Source organism: Pseudomonadota bacterium, from assembly GCA_023229365.1.
Classification (GTDB): domain Bacteria; phylum Myxococcota_A; class Polyangia; order JAAYKL01; family JAAYKL01; genus JALNZK01.
Genome location: JALNZK010000132.1, coordinates 1 through 14,990, shown reverse-complemented (window position 1 = coordinate 14,990; position 14,990 = coordinate 1). Strand labels below are relative to the sequence as shown.

General features: G+C 70.5%; 14 protein-coding genes. 7 read left to right on the top strand and 7 right to left on the bottom strand.

Annotated elements, in window-relative coordinates:
* Positions 1–98 precede the first annotated feature (98 nt).
* Both M0R80_27225 and M0R80_27220 read right to left on the bottom strand, forming a co-directional pair.
* Positions 99–1,757, bottom strand: coding sequence for a sigma 54-interacting transcriptional regulator (locus M0R80_27225; protein MCK9463329.1), 1,659 nt, complete (start codon positions 1,755–1,757; stop codon positions 99–101).
* Positions 1,750–2,154 (bottom strand): hypothetical protein, encoded by a 405-nt coding sequence (locus tag M0R80_27220; GenBank protein MCK9463328.1) that lies wholly within the window; start codon positions 2,152–2,154, stop codon positions 1,750–1,752. Before M0R80_27220 ends, M0R80_27225 begins: the two co-directional genes overlap by 8 nt.
* A gap of 170 nt (positions 2,155–2,324) precedes the next feature.
* Between M0R80_27220 and M0R80_27215 the strand changes: the two genes are divergently transcribed.
* Positions 2,325–3,122, top strand: coding sequence for a methyltransferase domain-containing protein (locus M0R80_27215; GenBank protein MCK9463327.1), 798 nt, complete (start codon positions 2,325–2,327; stop codon positions 3,120–3,122).
* A 27-nt stretch (positions 3,123–3,149) separates the two neighbouring features.
* On the opposite strand, the gene M0R80_27210 is transcribed toward M0R80_27215, so the two are convergent.
* The 3 genes from M0R80_27210 to M0R80_27200 all read right to left on the bottom strand — a co-directional run bounded on the left by M0R80_27210 (position 3,150) and on the right by M0R80_27200 (position 5,614).
* Complete coding sequence (locus M0R80_27210) at positions 3,150–3,935, bottom strand: hypothetical protein (GenBank protein MCK9463326.1); 786 nt, start codon at positions 3,933–3,935, stop codon at positions 3,150–3,152.
* A gap of 76 nt (positions 3,936–4,011) precedes the next feature.
* On the bottom strand, positions 4,012–4,680 hold the full coding sequence (locus M0R80_27205) for a hypothetical protein (protein MCK9463325.1): 669 nt from the start codon (positions 4,678–4,680) through the stop codon (positions 4,012–4,014).
* A 4-nt stretch (positions 4,681–4,684) separates the two neighbouring features.
* On the bottom strand, positions 4,685–5,614 hold the full coding sequence (locus M0R80_27200; GenBank protein ID MCK9463324.1) for a hypothetical protein: 930 nt from the start codon (positions 5,612–5,614) through the stop codon (positions 4,685–4,687).
* Between the two features lie 116 nt (positions 5,615–5,730).
* Between M0R80_27200 and M0R80_27195 the strand changes: the two genes are divergently transcribed.
* The 6 genes from M0R80_27195 to M0R80_27170 all read left to right on the top strand — a co-directional run bounded on the left by M0R80_27195 (position 5,731) and on the right by M0R80_27170 (position 11,671).
* Positions 5,731–7,524: a hypothetical protein gene (locus tag M0R80_27195; GenBank protein MCK9463323.1), complete on the top strand. Its 1,794-nt coding sequence runs from the start codon at positions 5,731–5,733 to the stop codon at positions 7,522–7,524.
* On the top strand, positions 7,521–8,261 hold the full coding sequence (locus tag M0R80_27190) for a methyltransferase (GenBank protein MCK9463322.1): 741 nt from the start codon (positions 7,521–7,523) through the stop codon (positions 8,259–8,261). Before M0R80_27195 ends, M0R80_27190 begins: the two co-directional genes overlap by 4 nt.
* A gap of 76 nt (positions 8,262–8,337) precedes the next feature.
* The gene (locus tag M0R80_27185; protein MCK9463321.1) at positions 8,338–9,651 is read left to right on the top strand and encodes a hypothetical protein; all 1,314 of its coding nucleotides are present in this window, start codon (positions 8,338–8,340) and stop codon (positions 9,649–9,651) included.
* Positions 9,651–10,391 carry an OmpA family protein gene (locus M0R80_27180; GenBank protein MCK9463320.1) on the top strand — a complete coding sequence of 247 codons (741 nt, stop codon included), beginning with the start codon at positions 9,651–9,653 and terminating at the stop codon, positions 10,389–10,391. The genes M0R80_27185 and M0R80_27180 overlap by 1 nt, the downstream gene beginning before the upstream one ends.
* Positions 10,392–10,584: 193 nt before the next feature.
* Positions 10,585–11,274 (top strand): hypothetical protein, encoded by a 690-nt coding sequence (locus M0R80_27175; GenBank protein MCK9463319.1) that lies wholly within the window; start codon positions 10,585–10,587, stop codon positions 11,272–11,274.
* A gap of 1 nt (position 11,275) precedes the next feature.
* Entirely contained in the window at positions 11,276–11,671 is a 396-nt protein-coding gene (locus M0R80_27170) for a hypothetical protein (GenBank protein ID MCK9463318.1), read from the top strand.
* Here the strand turns inward: M0R80_27170 and M0R80_27165 are convergent.
* Together M0R80_27165 and M0R80_27160 are read right to left on the bottom strand one after the other, a co-directional pair.
* Positions 11,661–12,314 (bottom strand): hypothetical protein, encoded by a 654-nt coding sequence (locus tag M0R80_27165; GenBank protein MCK9463317.1) that lies wholly within the window; start codon positions 12,312–12,314, stop codon positions 11,661–11,663. The two genes, M0R80_27170 and M0R80_27165, sit on opposite strands and share 11 nt — an antisense overlap.
* Complete coding sequence (locus tag M0R80_27160; protein MCK9463316.1) at positions 12,315–14,963, bottom strand: TonB-dependent receptor; 2,649 nt, start codon at positions 14,961–14,963, stop codon at positions 12,315–12,317.
* Between the last annotated feature and the right edge of the window lie 27 nt (positions 14,964–14,990).

The window sequence follows — 14,990 nt, the reverse complement described above, 5'->3', positions numbered from 1 at the left end:
TCAAGTGGAGGGTCTTGACCCCTACCTTCGGGCGATGGTGATCGGGTTCGAGCTAAGTGTCAAGTGGAGGGTCTTGACCCCTACCTTCCCCCTACCTTCTACCTTTGCTCCCGGACCTTGAGCCCGAGCTGGTTGAAGCGGAGCCGGACCGCCCTACCCTTCGATCGATCCCCGAGGAGCCGCTCGGCCATGGCCCCGAAGTCGCCCTTGTGCTTCTTGAACAGCTCGAGCGTGTACTGCCGCTCCGCGGAGTTCGCGACCGCGTTGAGCGACTCGCCGGGCTCGATCCGGATCGCGATCTCGTCGTCGTCGAGCGCACGCGCGCTCTCGGCCGCGCCCTCGCGCTGTGCGAGCGCCGCCGAGCCGGCGAGCAGCTGCCCCACGAGGCCGGGGTCGACCTGCAGGCGGGGCGACGTGAGCCTGAGCCCGCCGCGCACCGCGTCGACGGACGCGACGAGCGTGAACGTCACGACGTTCCGCATCACCATCGACAGCTCGCGGACGTTCCCGGGCCACTGGTGCGTCTCGAGCATCTTCCACGCCGGCCCCGGCACGAGCAGCTCGAGCGAGCGCGCCTCGCCCTTCGCGGCCCCCTCTCCCGTCCGGCCGATCAGCACCTCGACCGGCGCCCCCTCCGGCCGGCCGACCGCGCGCGCGACCTCGTCGCGCAGCTCCGCGATGTCCGGATCGCCGAACGCGAGCGCCGCGAAGCTGTGGGCGAGGAACACGAGATCGCCGGGCCGCTCGACGAGCGTCGGGATCCGGACCCGCGTGGCCGGCGACAGGCGCATGTAGAGATCGGAACGGAACCTGCCCGCCGCGACCGCCTCGTCGAGGGGTCGGCTGCTCGCCGCCACGACCTTCACGTCCACCGCGAGCTCGCGCGGCGCCCCGAGCGGCCGCACCTTTCCCTCCTGGAGCACGACGAGCAGCTGCTTCTGCACCTCGAGCGGCACGTTCTGCACCTCGTCGATGAACAGCGTGCCGGTGTGCGCGAGCTCGAACACCCCCTTGCGATCCGCGACCGAGCCGGTGTACGCGCCCCGCACCGCGCCGAACAGGTGCGCCGGGACGAGATCCCTCGGCAGCGACGACAGGTCGAGCACGACGAACGGCCCCGGGCGGCCGCTGCGAGCGTGGACGAACCGCTCGGCGAGGAACGACTTGCCGGTGCCGGTGTCGCCCTCGAGGATCACCGGCATCCGCCCGCGCGCGAGCACCGAGAGGCGGCGACGGACGGCGCGCATGACGGGGTCCCGGCCCCAGAGCACGTCCGCCTCCTCGGCGCCGCAGGCCGATTCGGCGAGCGCGGCGTGGATGCGGATCCGCAGCGCGTCGAGATCCTCGCCGCTCAGGATGTACGTCATCGACTGCGAGGTGAGCTCCTCGGCGGCGTCGACGAGCGAGAGATCCTCGACAGAGGTGAGCAGCACGACCGGGAGCTCGGGCCACATGCGCCGGATCTCGCGGAGCACGGCCACGCCCTGGAACCGCCGCGTGCGCCTCGGGCTCGCCCCGTCCGCGAGCGGCAGGAGCCGCGAGTCGTCCACGTCGAAGTGCATGTCGAGCAGCACGACGTCGACCTCGGACGCGCGCTCCTCGAGGAACGCGAGCGCCTCCGGGCCGTCGCCGAGGCACGGCGGGCCGTCCGCGCCGTGCGGCCGGACGAGCTCGAGCTCGGGCATGCGCGCGCCGATCGCCGCCGCGTACGTCGTCCCGTCGTCGACGACGAGCACCCTGGGCTTGCGCTCAGCCACGCGACACCCCGTCGAGCAGCTCCTGGATCCGCGCGCCGACCGCGGCGAAGTCCTCGGTGACGCGGCTCCGCTCCACGGGTTCGGCGGCGGCGGCCCGCTCCTCCCACGCGAGCGCCCGCGCCACGGCGGACGCGAGCGCGGCGAACCCCGGCTCGCCCCGGAGCGCGCCCCCGACCTCGGCCTCGAACCCCTCCCAGATGGAGCGCGCCGAGCGCGGCCCCTTCGGCCCGGTCCGGGTCCTTTGCAGCGCCTGCCGGATCGCCTCCTTCAGCGCGACGTCGGGCGCGTCGTCGGGCAGCATGACTATCGGCATCCGAATATACTTCCCGAGGTCGTGCTTGACGTCCAGGATCGCATCCACGATTTCGGTCCTCCCCAGTTGCACGTTGTCTATCATTTGCATCCTCGTATATCATTTTCCCCGGAATCGGGGACCCGAATTTCAACGCGCGCGGCAGGCCCCGAATTCCTCGCCGTTGCGCTGACAGTGCGGTCCGCGCTATGGGTAGAATCAACATGAATGATTTAAATAATAATATATGTATTCATTGGAATAAACGCGGAGATATGAACGCGATCGAGCGCGACCTCGCGCGCCGTGGCGCAGATCCCTCTCACCCTTCGATCCGGGATCTGGCGGCCGCGGATCAGCTCCACGTCGGCGGGCTGGAATCTATCATCGCTTTCGCCGACTGGGTCGGTCTCCGGCCCGGCGCGCGGCTCCTGGACCTCGGTTCGGGTCTGGGCGGGCCGGCTCGGTTCCTCGCCTCCGAACGCGGCGCGGAGGTGACGGCCGTCGAGCTCTCCCCGGCGCTCGACGCGGCCGCGGCGGAGCTCACGGCGCGGACAGGGCTCGCGGACCGCGTGCGACACCGCTGCGCTGACATCGCGGCGTTCGTCGCCGAGGAACCGTTCGACGTCGTCTGGCTCGAGCACGCGGAGATGCACGTCCCGGACAAGCGGGGACTGTACGCCGCCGCCCGCCGTGCGCTGGCCACCGGCGGAAGGATCGTCTGGCACGACTGGCTCGCCGGGCCGAAGGGACCGCCGCGCTACCCGCTCATCTGGAGCGCGGACGGCGCAATCTCCTTCCTGTCGGACGAGGGGCGCTTCGCGGCGGATCTCGCGGCGACCGGCCTCGAGCACCGCAGGTTCGAGCCGATCGCCGACGCCACGGCGGGCTGGCTCGCGCGGTCGCGGCGGGCCATCGGAGCGGCCCTTGCCAAGATCGAGGCGGCCGAGGCGCAGGACACCGAGCGCGCTTCGAGGTTGCGCGCCCTCCTGGTCGAAACCGAGAATACGCTCGCGGGCGTCGAGGAGCGCCGGCTCGTCCCGTTCTTCGCCGAGGCGGTGTCGCGGGACTGAGCCCGAGCGGGCTCAGCCCGAGCGGGCTCAGCCCGGACAGGCCCACTCCTGGCACACGAAGCCGGTGTTCTCCTCGGAAGGCGCGCAGGTCTGGAACTCGATCGGGCACTCTCCGCCCGGCTCGCACGGATCATCGGGGTAGTGGCACCCCTTGCCGAGGTACGGCGGCGGCTCGACCGAGCTGCACAGGTCGTCGTAGTAAGGCGTGCAGATCCCGCCCGCTTCCAGGGCGCAATCGCCGTTGATCTTGCACTCGGTCCGGACGCAGGTGCTCACGAAGAGCCCGAACGCGCCCGCCGGGATGCACTGCTGGCTCGCCGGCTCCGGACAGTCCGCGTCGGTGTCGCACTCATCGCAGAGGCACTCGTTGTGGGGCGCGTAGAAACCCGGGTACACCTCGGCCACCTCGTAGCAGCCGCACCCGTCGCCCGGGCAGTCCCCCGGGGCGTCGCAGCCGTCCATCTCGGGGTTCTCGCTCGCCCCGTCCGCCTCGGCCGGAGACGGGTACACGCACGTCCACCAGCCGCCCGCCTCGTCCGGGACGAGGAGGCAGTCGCCGCCCGGGCAGTCCTCGGCGCCGTCGCAGTCGCCCGACCAGTCCGTGTCGGTGTCGGTGTCCGAGTCGGTATCCGTGTCCGAGTCGGCATCCGTGTCCGTGTCGACATCGGTGTCGGCGTCGGTATCCGCGTCCGAATCCGAATCCGTCGACCCGTCCGGCTGGTTCACCGGGGCCGGGTCGTCCCCGCACGCGGCCAGCAAAAACAAGGAAACGATCCCCCCGCACGCCAGCGCCGCAAAACGCAACATCGTCATGGTTTGCCGTCCTTTCTCCGTTATGGAGGGATTGTACACCAGTTCGAACGCGGAGGTACGGCCGCTGTGAGCAGGTTCAGGCACTCGGAATGAGCGCGCCGAGTTCGCCCCACCAGGCGTCGACCTCGTCTTCGGTGCCCGGGACCGCGATCGCATCCATCGAGAAGTCGTACTCGTTGTCTCCGCCGGTTCCCTCGCAAGTCACGTCGACCTCGATGTGCGCGAGGCTCTGGAGGCCGATCCATGCCTCGAGATCGGCCGCGTCGATCGGGCTCTGCGCAGCGACGGCGCTCCCGAGCGACTGGGCGGCGCCGTAGAAGTCCGCACTCCATTCGGAGTCCCGTGCCGAGGTTTGCCCGGAGAACGACACCGTTCCCGTCCCGGCGCTTTGGCCCGCCTCGACCCCGTCCCCGTCGCGGTACACGCACCCCGCGATCTCCAGGGTCAATCCGCCCTCTCTCTCTCCTTCGATCACGACGCCGAACAGATCGGCGGAGTACTCGGACGGCATGACGAGCACATGGTTCTCCGAGGCGCCAACACGCATCGCGTAGGCGCCGCCCGTCGTCGCGCCGAGCATCAAGACTGCGGTGGACGTGTCGAGCACGTCGCCGAGCTCCATGGGCTCGAGCCACGCTTCTTCATCCGGGCCGCCGTCACCACCACCCCGCCGGTCGTCCGAGCAGCCCGGCGCAACACCGAGAGCGCACGACACTGCGATTACGAGAGCGATCCTCCGTCTCATGGCCCTACTCGATGACCGTCGGCGCGCAGGTCGAAACGCCGGCGCCGACGACCTGGAAGCCGGTCGCCGCCTGCGTCACCCACTCCTCGAGCACCCCCTCGTGCAGCCGGTACACGGTGGTGAACTCGGGGATCGGCGCGTGGAACAGGTAGAAGTCGCCGCCCCAGTACGCGAACGCGAACGCCGCGCTGCCGCCGAGCTCGGGGGGGGGCACCGTGTTCGACTCCTCGCCGGTCGCCTTGTCGATCTGCGCGACCTTCGGCGTCGCCGCCCACGCGAAGAACGCCCAGAGCTCGCCGTTCTGGTTCCCGGTCAGCTCCGGCGCGTCCGAGATCGGGCCTATCGGCGTGACCGTCCAGCTCTCGAGGTCGAGCGACGCGAGCTGCGAGCCGCCGGTGTCGGCCCTGCCGATGTACAGCGTCTCCTCGTCGGTCTCGGCGCCGTCGGTCGCGAAGCCCATGCCGAACGTCGAGAAGCCGTACTGATCGCACTCGAAGTCGACGAGCCCGCCGCACTCTCCGTTGTGGATGTTCACGGCGTTGATGCCCACGCAGCTCGCGCCGTCCCAGAACAGGACGTACGCGGTGTCGTCGCGCGACACGGCCATGGAGAACGGCGTTCCGCCGCTGCCGCAGACCAGGGCCGGGACGACCGTCGTGAACGTCTTGGCGACCGGATCGAACCGCCGGAACCCGCCGTCGGCGTCGACGACATAGACGAGCTTCGCGTCCTCCGAGCACTCGTCGCCGTCCGAGTCCGAGTCCGCGTCCGTGTCCGAATCCGCGTCCGTGTCGCCGTCCGTGTCCGCGTCCGAATCCGCGTCTCCGTCCGAGTCCGCGTCGGAGGAGGAGCGATCCTCCTCCACGCCGCACCCCCATGCCTGAAGCGAAGCCGCGATCCCCAGTGTCGCCGGCAGCATCCAGATCCGCGTCATGGCTCGAGCCTCCTGTCGCCGTTCTCCTCGCGATCCCACGAACAGCTTAACCGAACCCGGCACCTCGTGGTAGTTGATGATCGGCGCGAGGACCCATCGAACGCGAGGAGGTCGCCATGAGACGGACGTTGCTCGGGGCCGCGCTGGCGCTCGCCGCGGCGTGCGGCGGCGAGAACGAGAAGCCGGCGGTGCGGGAGGGTGCCGCGACCCCGCCGAAGGCCGAGCCGGCGCCGCAGACAGAGGACGCGGGGTCGCAGGCCCCTGCCGTCGACCCGCGGCAGGCCCGCCTCGAGGCGGAGTGGAGCCTGTACGCGGACACCGTGCTCAGCCACTCGGCCGCGGAGCTGCCCGAGGGCGAGAAGGCGATGCTGCGCCACCTGCTCGACGCGGCGGTGCTGATCGAGGAGCTGCACATGCTCCAGATCCACCCGAAGAACCTCGAGTGGCGCGATCGGATCGAGGCCGAGGGGACCGAGGTCGAGAAGCGGATCTTCTCCCGCTACCAGTCGCCGTGGTGCGCGGACGACCCCTCCGAGGAGTGCTGCGCCCTCCCCGAGAAGCCCAAGCGGGAGATCGGATTCGGGCTCTGGCCGGACGGATTCTCGGACGCGGAGTACGAGGGGCTCGCCGCGCGGATAAACGGGGTCGAGCTGCTCAGCCCGTTCACGATCGTGCGCCGGAAAGAAGTCGGCAAATACGAAGCTATTCCATATGTTGAATCGGACATCTTCGGGTTTAAGATGAAGTCCGTCGCGGCCTCGTTGCGCGAGGCGGCGAAGACCGCGCCCCACAAGTCGCTCGTCAAGTTTCTCACGTCGCGCGCCGACGCGTTCGAGTCGGCCGCACCGTTCCCGTGGGACGCCTCCGACTACGACTGGATCGCGCTCGAGGGCCCTTGGGAGATCACGATCGGGCCGTACGAGACGTACAAGGAGCCGCGGCAGCTCAAGGCGCTGTTCGAGATGGTCATCGCCCGCGAGAACCCCGAGATCACGGCGGAGCTCGCCCGCTTCAAGGGCGACCTGCAGTCGATGGAGGACGCGCTCTCCGCGCGGGTCGGCCCGGAGATCTACAAGAGCCGCAAGCTCGACCCGCGGATCGCGATCCGCGCCGTGGAGGTCTGGATGGCCGCCGGCGACGGCCGGCGCGATCGCGGCGCGACGGTGGCGTACCACCTGCCGAACCGCGGCAGGTCGGTCGACGAGGGGCTGTACAAGAAGGTGATGATGGTGAACCACTCGCTCGCGTTCGAGCCGGTCTCGAAGGCGCGCGCCCGGCTCGTGCTCGACCCGACGCAGGTGCACCTCGTGGACGCCATGGCCGACATCCGGAACGTCACGTTCCACGAGCTCGCGCACGGGTTCGGCGCCTACTCCGAGCTGAAGGTGAAGAACGCCAAGGGCGTGACGCTCGCGGTCAAGGAGGCGCTCCAGGAGAACGACTCCATCCTCGAGGAGCTCAAGGCCGACACCGCGGGGCTCTGGCTCGTCGCGAAGAGCGGCGCCGAGGGCGAGGAGGCGAAGAAGCGGTACGCGTCGGGCGTGGTGCACGCGCTCGGCCTCCTGCAATACCCGCTCGAGGGCACCTACCCGCGGATGGTCGCGATCCAGCTCGGCTGGCTCCTCGATCACGGCGCGCTCGCCTGGGACGGCGCGGCCAAGAGGTTCAGGATCGACTTCGACAGGATGCCGGCGGCGGTGGAGGCGCTCGTCAAGCGGGTGGCGACGATCCAGCTCACCGGCGACACCGAGGGCGCGCGGGCCCTGGTCGGCGCCTACGTCGTCCGCAAGGGCGAGGCAGAGTACGCGCTCCAGGGCGCGCTCGACGAGGCGCGGCGCGTGATGATCGCCGAGCTCAAGACCGCGGGGATCAAGTCGCCGTCGCTCCGCTACGCCGTCACCGGGCTATGAACGACGAGACGGTGGATCGGCTCACGCGCGGCCTGCAGATCATCCAGAAGGCGCGCGGCCACCGCGCGGCGTCGGACGACACGTTCCTCGCCTGGGCGGCCGCCCGGGAGCGACCTCTCGCCGCACGCGTCCTCGACCTCGGCACGGGCAAGGGGGCCGCGGCGCTGCTGCTCCTCGCCCGCCTGCCGTCGTGCCGCGTCGTCGGCGTCGAGGCGGTCGCCGCGAGCCACGATCTCGCGGTGCGCAACGCGGCGCTCAACCGGCTCGAGCACCGCTTCGACCCCAGGCTCGGCGATCTCCGCGATCCGTCCGTGCTCGACGGCCTCCCGCCCTTCGACCTCGCGATGGGGGCGCCGCCGTTCATGCCGCTCGGCAGCGGGCCCCTCCCGATCGAGGAGACCCGCGCAGCGGGCAGGTTCGAGCTCCGGGGCGGGGTGCGCGACTACGCTGCGGCCGCGGCCCGGCACCTCGCGCCCGACGGGGTGGCGGTGATCCTGATGGACGGGCTCGACCGCTCCGCCGTGCGCGCGTCCGACGCCCTCCGCGAAGCGGGCCTCCACCTGCGCCGCGTCGTCGCGATCAGGCCCCGACCGGGCGAGCCGCCGACGTACCGGATCTTCGTCGCGGACCGCGGCGGCGGGCCGGCCGACGAGGAGGCCCTCTGCGTGCGGAACGAGACGGGCGACGCGCTCTCGCCCGAGCACCGCGCGGTGCGCGACGAGATGGATCTCCCGTGAACCCACCATGACGGCGTGCGAAAGATCGGAATACCCCCGCGCCGAACAACGTCTATACTGTCATTGGAGGTGAACCATGATGCCCCTCGGTAGATTCGGTGCGCTGCTCCTCGGCCTCGCCCTGGCCGTGGCCTGGTCCTCGACGGCCTCGGCGGCGCGACCCAAGAAGAGCAAGAAGCGCGGCGCGCCCGCGGCGTCGGTCGAAAAAGACTCGTCCGGCAGCAGCTACCGCGCACCCTCCCGCCACTCGTCGCCGAGATCCGCGGCGCCGTCGCCCCGCGCGAGCTCCAAGCCGAGCGGCGGGCGCTCCGGCGCATCGTCCGAGCCGAATCGGCACCCGGCGCCGAGCCGGGCCTACTCCGCCCCGCGCAGCGCCCGCCCGGACCGCGGCGCGCCGTCGGGCGATTTCCGGAGGAGCTCGCCGCAGAGGAGCGCGCCCGGCTCGAGGTCTTTGAACCACCCGGGACGCGGCGGGTTCCGCACGCCGAGCGAGCTGCCGCGGACCGCGTTGCCTCCCGTGCGGAAGGTCGCACCCACGCTCGTACGCGGCGGGCAGACCTACGCCCAGCAGCTCGTCGTGCAGGGAGAGGGGATCGTCGTCCGCCGGAGCGCCGCCGCGGATCACCACTACGACGGCCACTACGAAGGAGACAGCCACCATCCTCACCACGGCCATCACGACCACTACTACGATCACCACTACTGGGGCGGCGGGTACTACTTCTGTTACGTCCACTACTGGTTCTACGAGCCCTGGTTCTGGGGCTTCTACTTCGCACCGTTCCTCACGCCGTGGACGTACACCTGGGTCTGGTTCGGAGCGCCGTGGTACGTCTCCTGGCGCTGGTACTACAGCCCGTACGCGTACTACGAGGGGCCCTCGTACTGGGTCACGGACTACGTGATCGCCTCGATGCTGGAGGACGAGTACGCGCGCGGGTATTCCGACGGCTACGCGGCGGGACAGCAGCAGGCCGCGACGGCCGGGACCCCGATCTCGGAGCCGGTCAAGGAGCAGCTGCGGCAGCAGGTCGACGCAACGGCCCAGAGCTTCCAGGTCGAGCGGTCGATCCGGCTCGAGGACGCGCTCGCGGATCCGGAGCACCTGTTCATCGTGGACACCCCGATCTCCGCCGCGTCCGTGGGAGGCGGGACGTGCTCCCTGAACGGCGGGGACATCATCAAGGCGGCCGGGCCCGCGGATCCAGACGTGCCGGTCGCGTCGATGACCGTCGTCACGTCGAAGAGCGAGAGCTGCGCCGCCGGCACGGTCGTCAGCGTCTCCTTCACGGACCTCCAGGAGATGCTGAACACGTTCGGCGAGCGGGTCGACGACGGCCTGAACGAGCTGCAGAAGCAGGGACAGAAACAGCGGGAAGGAGCGGAGTGATGAGCAGGAGAGCGATCGCGTTTTCGGCGGCCTTCGCGCTGACGGCGGCGTTGTCCGCTGTGTCGCGCCCGGCGCTGGCGCAGCAAGAATACGACCCGGAGCTGTACGACACGCAGCTCAAGCCCGGGTACGCGCTCATCATGGTCACGGTCGAGGACGACTCCGGCCGGCCGCTCGAGGGGGTCATCGTCTCGGTGAAGCAGGGCGCGCGCCCTCCGTACTCGAAGCTCTCCAACGCGCGCGGCCGCGTGCAGCTCGTCGTCCCCTCCGGCTTCCGGTTCGAGCTGCGGTTCGTCTCTCTCGACGTGAGCCAGACCGATCACGTCGAGGTGTTCGACATCCCGGAGGGCGACGAGCAGCGGTTCAACCTCGTGATGACCTACACGCCGCCCACGGACAAGGTGTTCATCCTCAAGGGCGTCTTCTTCGACACGAACAAGACGACGCTCAAGCCCGCGTCGACCAAGGCGCTCACGAACCTCTACGAGTACCTCAAGATGAAGCCGTCGGTCGTCATCGAGCTCTCCGGGCACACGGACAGCGTGGGCAGCGACGAGGCCAACCAGATCCTGTCCGACGGCCGCGCCAAGGCGGTCCGCGAGTGGCTCGTCAAGAAGGGGATTGCGGCGGACCGCATCACGGCGATCGGCTGCGGCGAGACCCAGCCCATCGACACGAACGACACGTCCGCGGGCCGCGAGCGGAACCGCCGCACCGAGGTCCGCGTCGTCCGGGAGTGAGCCCGCGCCGCCCCCGCCCTTCCATTTGACACACGTTGGCACAATCCCTTCGGTGGCCGTTCGAGGCCCGAGCCCTGTGACGGCGCGGCCGAGCCTTTGAACCGCGCGTCCCCGCGGCCCTCGCCGCTGGTTGGCATCCCGATTGCAAACATGAGATGAAAAGGGAGCCGTAGAGCTCCTGAAGGAGGTCACCATGCGCGCTCGTTTCCACCTCGTCCCTTGCATCTTCATCCCCATGCTCGCGCTCGCCGCGTCGCCGGCCCGCGCCAACGACGGCAGCCCGCCCGAGATCTTCGAGCTGATCCAGGAGGGCCAGGACGTCGTCGTCACCTTCGGCATCCTCGACCCGTGGGGCGAGCCGAGCATCGATCGGCCGTTCACCCTGACCCGCTCGGGCCCCGAGGGGGACGCCGTCGTCTTCGAGTCGCGGACATTCGACCGGGCGGAGGCGGCGATCCGGGATCCGCACTGCCGGTTCATCGACGACGACGGCATCTCCGATCCGGACGAGGAGTGCGCCGCCGCGCCGGCGAGCTGCGAGGACTGCGACGAGGACGGCGTGCCGGAGTGCCCGACCGCCCTGGACAGCTTCGACGCGGTGTGCGTGGCGTACCTCACGTACGACGCCGTCGACGCGTGCGTCCCGCCCGGCCCGACCGACTACCTGCTGCGGGAGAGCGACGGAGACTACAGCGACTACTTCGACGCGGAAGGCAGCCTGGAGGTCGTCGACAGCGGCGAGGAGTGCGAAGCGGCCGGCGAGGGCGACGGCAGCGGCTGCTCCGTCTCCGGTGTCGGCGGCGGCGGCGCGCCCCCTTTGTCGCTCTCCCTGTTCATGGGGCTTCTCGGCCTCGTGGCGCTGCGCCTCCGGCGGAACGGCTGAGATGAGCCTCGACCTCTTCCTGCGCATCCTGCCGTACTGGTTCCAGGCGTTCGCGTTCACGCTCCTCGTCGAGGTGCCGCTGTTCGTCGCGGTCGCGCGGCTCGGCCGCGAGGCCGGGGGTGGACCGCGCGCCCCCGTCTGGCGCCTCGCGCTCGCGGGCGCGGCCGGAACGTGCCTCACCCACCCGCTGCTCTGGTTCGCGTGGCCCCTCGTCGTGCACGACTACGCGCTGTACATCGCGAGCGGCGAAATCCTGATCGCCGTCATCGAGAGCGCGACGTTCTTCGCCCTGGCGCGCCCCATCCCCCTCCCCCGCGCGATCGCCGCGTCGTTCGTCGCCAACGGCGCGAGCTACGGCCTGGGAATCCTGCTGCGCGCGTGGGGCGTCATGGGCTGAACGCCTCGTCGTCCGGCAGGACGAGCTCGTTCTTCGCGAGGCCTGTCCAGAACGTGATCTCGATCCCGATCCCGCCCGTCACCGTGGCGAAGTTGGGATCGGGCGATCCCTCGAACCAGACGAACGGCGTGACCGCGAAGCCGCCCGACCGCCGCGGGTCGTGCGCGGGGAAGAAGTCCCAGCCGACCGCGACGCCGTACGTGCCGCCGACCCGCCCGATCAGCTTCTCCGCCCCGTGCGCGCGCCGGTACGGATCGGTGACGCCGAAGCCGCCGTACAGCCGGATCGCGAGCGGCGCGACCGGCCGGATCTGCGCCTCGATGGAGAGCCGGCCGTGCACCGCGGTCCAGCGCTCCTCGAAGGTGCCGACGACCGCGGCGCTTATCCCGAGGTCGAGCCACGGGAGGATCGCCTGCCCCACGCGCAGCTCGCCGCCGACGCCCGGCCACGGCCCCATCCACCCGCGATCGACGACGTCGTGCCCCGCGATCGAGCCGACCGCGCCCAGCGAGAAGTAGTACCCCTGCCGCGGCTTCGGCGGCTCGAGGAGCGACTCCGATCCCCCGTCCTGCGCCAGGACGACGCGCGGCGCGATCGACAAGAGCACGAACGCCGCGGCCGCGATTCGCAATCGCCGTTCCATCTAGAACTCTCCTTGGATGCCGATCACCGGGATGATCGGAAGCCCCTGGCGGACCCTCCGCTCGCTCGAGTCGTAGTTGTACGAGTACCCCTCGGGGTTCGCGCGGTTGTAGACGTTCTGCACGTCGAGGTACGCGGTGAGCACCCAGTTGTCGAAGATCCACTTCTTGTCGACGCGGATGTCGAGCTGGTGGAACGGCGGCATCCGCTCCGAGTTCACCGCGCCGTAGGTCGCCTCGTAGGCGCCGTCGTCGACGTTGTACACGGCGCCGGTCCGCGGGGTCGTGAGCCGGCCGCTGACGAGGCGCCAGCGCGCGCCGATGCTCCAGTTGCGCGGGAGCTCGTAGGTGCCGAGCACCGTGAGGATGTGCGTCTGGTCGAAGTCGAAGAGCCGGTAGTCGCGCGCGCCGTAGTCGCGGCGCTCGGCCCGCGACAGCGTGTACCCGATCCAGCCGGTGAAGTGGTTCGTCAGCTCGTGCCGGACGAGCAGCTCGAGCCCGTACGCGCGCCCGACGCCGCCGTTGTTGTAGTTCAGGGGCGCGATCGCGCCGTCGCGCACGACGGTCTCGTCCGTGCGGCTGACCAGGTTCTCGAGGCTCTTGTAGAACACGGTCGCGTCGAGCGTGAGCTGCGGCAGCGGCCGGAACTCGACGCCAGCGGAGGTGTGCACCGCGGACTCGAGGTGCAGCCCCGGGTTGCCGAAGACCGCGTCGGTCTCGTCGAACGAGGGCTCCTGGTGGTAGAGCCCGACGCCGCCCTTGACCGTCCACTCGTCGTCGATGGCGAGCCGCGCGGTGAGCCGCGGCGCCAGCGCGGTCTCGTCGAGCCGCGAGAAGTAGTCGAAGCGCACCCCGGGCACGAGCAGCAGCCGCTCGAGCACGAGCGCCTCGATCTCGAAGAACGCGCCGACCGAGTGGAACACCGTGCCGCTCGCGTCCGTGAAGCGGACCGTGTCGAGATCCGGGCGCCCCATCACCTCGCCCTCCTTCGTGGACTGCGGCAGCTTGAAGCGCGCGTCGGTCTTGGTGAGCAGGTAGTCGAGGCCGGTGCGCAGCGCGATGCCGTCGGTCAGCTCGACCCGCAGCGTGTCGCGGATCTGCGCGACGTAGGTGTTCAGATCGAGGTAGAGCTGATCGCCGAGGCCGGCGAACAGCCAGTTGCGGCCGGCGGCGATCTTGATCTCGTTCTCGACGCGCCGGTCCGGCACCCAGCGGTGCTGGAGCACGGTCCTGTAGAACGTCGTCGAGGTGCGCGCGTCGCCCGAGCGGATCTCCGGGCTGAACTCGGTCGGGTTGTCGAACAGCACGCGCAGCTCGTCGTCGGAGCCGAAGAAGAACAGCTTCAGCTCGTGCGCGCGCGCGGGGCGGAACGCCGCGAGCAGCTGGTAGTCGTAGTAGCGCGGCGCCGTGATGATGCTCGCCGGCGCGTCGTCCGGGACGGCCAGGTTCAGCACGGCGTCGATGTAGCTGCGGCGGGCGCCTATCGCGATCGCGGCCTTGTCGCCGATGGGCGCCTCGAGGTAGAGCGACGCGTCGAAGAGGTTCACGTCGAGCTCGCCGCCGATCTTCTCGGGGGCGAGATCCTTGAGCGCGACGTCGACGACGCCGCCGGTCGCGCGGCCGTAGTACGACGAGAAGTTGCCCGGGTAGAAGTCGATCCGCTCGAGCATGCCGAGCGGCACGACGCTGCGCAGGCCGCCGAAGTGGTAGATGATCGGGACGGTGACGCCGTCGATGAAGACCTGCGTGTCCTCGGGCGACGACCCGCGCACGACGATGTCGCCGCTCGCGAGGCTCGTGCGCGCGACGCCGGGCAGGTTGCGGATCACGGCGAGGACGTCGCCGAAGGTCCCGGGCACCTTCTCGATCTCGGCCACCGTCAGCGTGGTGCGGCTGACCTCCTTGCGCACCCGCTCGCCCTGGATGACGACGTCGTAGGGGTTGTAGTTGCCCTTCTCGACGAAGTACTTCGCCTCGGTCTTCTCGCCGGCGGCGATCCGCTCCACGGCGCGCAGCGGGAAGTAGCCGTCCGGCTCTGCGTAGACGCGCCAATCGCCGGCGCCGAGATCCGAGAACGAGAACGCGCCCTCGGCGTCCGTCGGCGCCTGGTAGGCCTCGGTGGCGTCTCCCTTGCCGCGGAACACGACGACGACCACGCCCGCGAGCGGCAGCCGGGTGCCGCGCTCGAGGAGCCTCCCCTCGAAGTTCACGACCTTCGGGCGGGCCGGGCGCTCGACCTTCGATTGCGCCGCGTCCGCGGCCGAATCGCTCGCGGCCGCCGCGGCCGCGGGGAGGACGAACCTGTACCGGTACGAGATGCGGACCGGCACCGGGAGATCGCCCTCGCGCGCGGGCTCGAACGCGAGCCGGCTCGCGGCCTCGATCGCCGCCTCGTCGAAGCCGTACCCCGTCGGCTGCGCCGGCGCGGTCACGGCCACGCCCTCGACCTGCCCCTGGTCGTCGATGTCGACGTCGAGCACGACCTCCGCCTCCACCCTCTCGGCGAGCGCCCGCTCGGGGTAGACGGGCTCGGCCGGCTCGAGCAGCACGGGCGGCGTGAACGGCGCCGGCTCCTCGGCGGCCGCCGCCCGCGGGAGCGCCGCGATCCCGAGCGCGAGCGCCGCGACGATGATCTGGGGTGCGCGCGACATGGCTCACCCCTCCTCCAGCGCGACGCT

Coding starts and splice junctions, on each gene's coding strand:
- M0R80_27195 (MCK9463323.1), top strand. CDS start 5,731: ATGAGACGGACGTTGCTCGGGGCCGCGCTGGCGCTCGCCGCGGCGTGC.
- M0R80_27170 (MCK9463318.1), top strand. CDS start 11,276: ATGAGCCTCGACCTCTTCCTGCGCATCCTGCCGTACTGGTTCCAGGCG.
- M0R80_27180 (MCK9463320.1), top strand. CDS start 9,651: ATGAGCAGGAGAGCGATCGCGTTTTCGGCGGCCTTCGCGCTGACGGCG.
- M0R80_27200 (MCK9463324.1), bottom strand. CDS start 5,614: ATGACGCGGATCTGGATGCTGCCGGCGACACTGGGGATCGCGGCTTCG.
- M0R80_27215 (MCK9463327.1), top strand. CDS start 2,325: ATGAACGCGATCGAGCGCGACCTCGCGCGCCGTGGCGCAGATCCCTCT.
- M0R80_27210 (MCK9463326.1), bottom strand. CDS start 3,935: ATGACGATGTTGCGTTTTGCGGCGCTGGCGTGCGGGGGGATCGTTTCC.
- M0R80_27220 (MCK9463328.1), bottom strand. CDS start 2,154: ATGATAGACAACGTGCAACTGGGGAGGACCGAAATCGTGGATGCGATC.
- M0R80_27205 (MCK9463325.1), bottom strand. CDS start 4,680: ATGAGACGGAGGATCGCTCTCGTAATCGCAGTGTCGTGCGCTCTCGGT.
- M0R80_27165 (MCK9463317.1), bottom strand. CDS start 12,314: ATGGAACGGCGATTGCGAATCGCGGCCGCGGCGTTCGTGCTCTTGTCG.
- M0R80_27160 (MCK9463316.1), bottom strand. CDS start 14,963: ATGTCGCGCGCACCCCAGATCATCGTCGCGGCGCTCGCGCTCGGGATC.
- M0R80_27175 (MCK9463319.1), top strand. CDS start 10,585: ATGCGCGCTCGTTTCCACCTCGTCCCTTGCATCTTCATCCCCATGCTC.
- M0R80_27185 (MCK9463321.1), top strand. CDS start 8,338: ATGATGCCCCTCGGTAGATTCGGTGCGCTGCTCCTCGGCCTCGCCCTG.
- M0R80_27190 (MCK9463322.1), top strand. CDS start 7,521: ATGAACGACGAGACGGTGGATCGGCTCACGCGCGGCCTGCAGATCATC.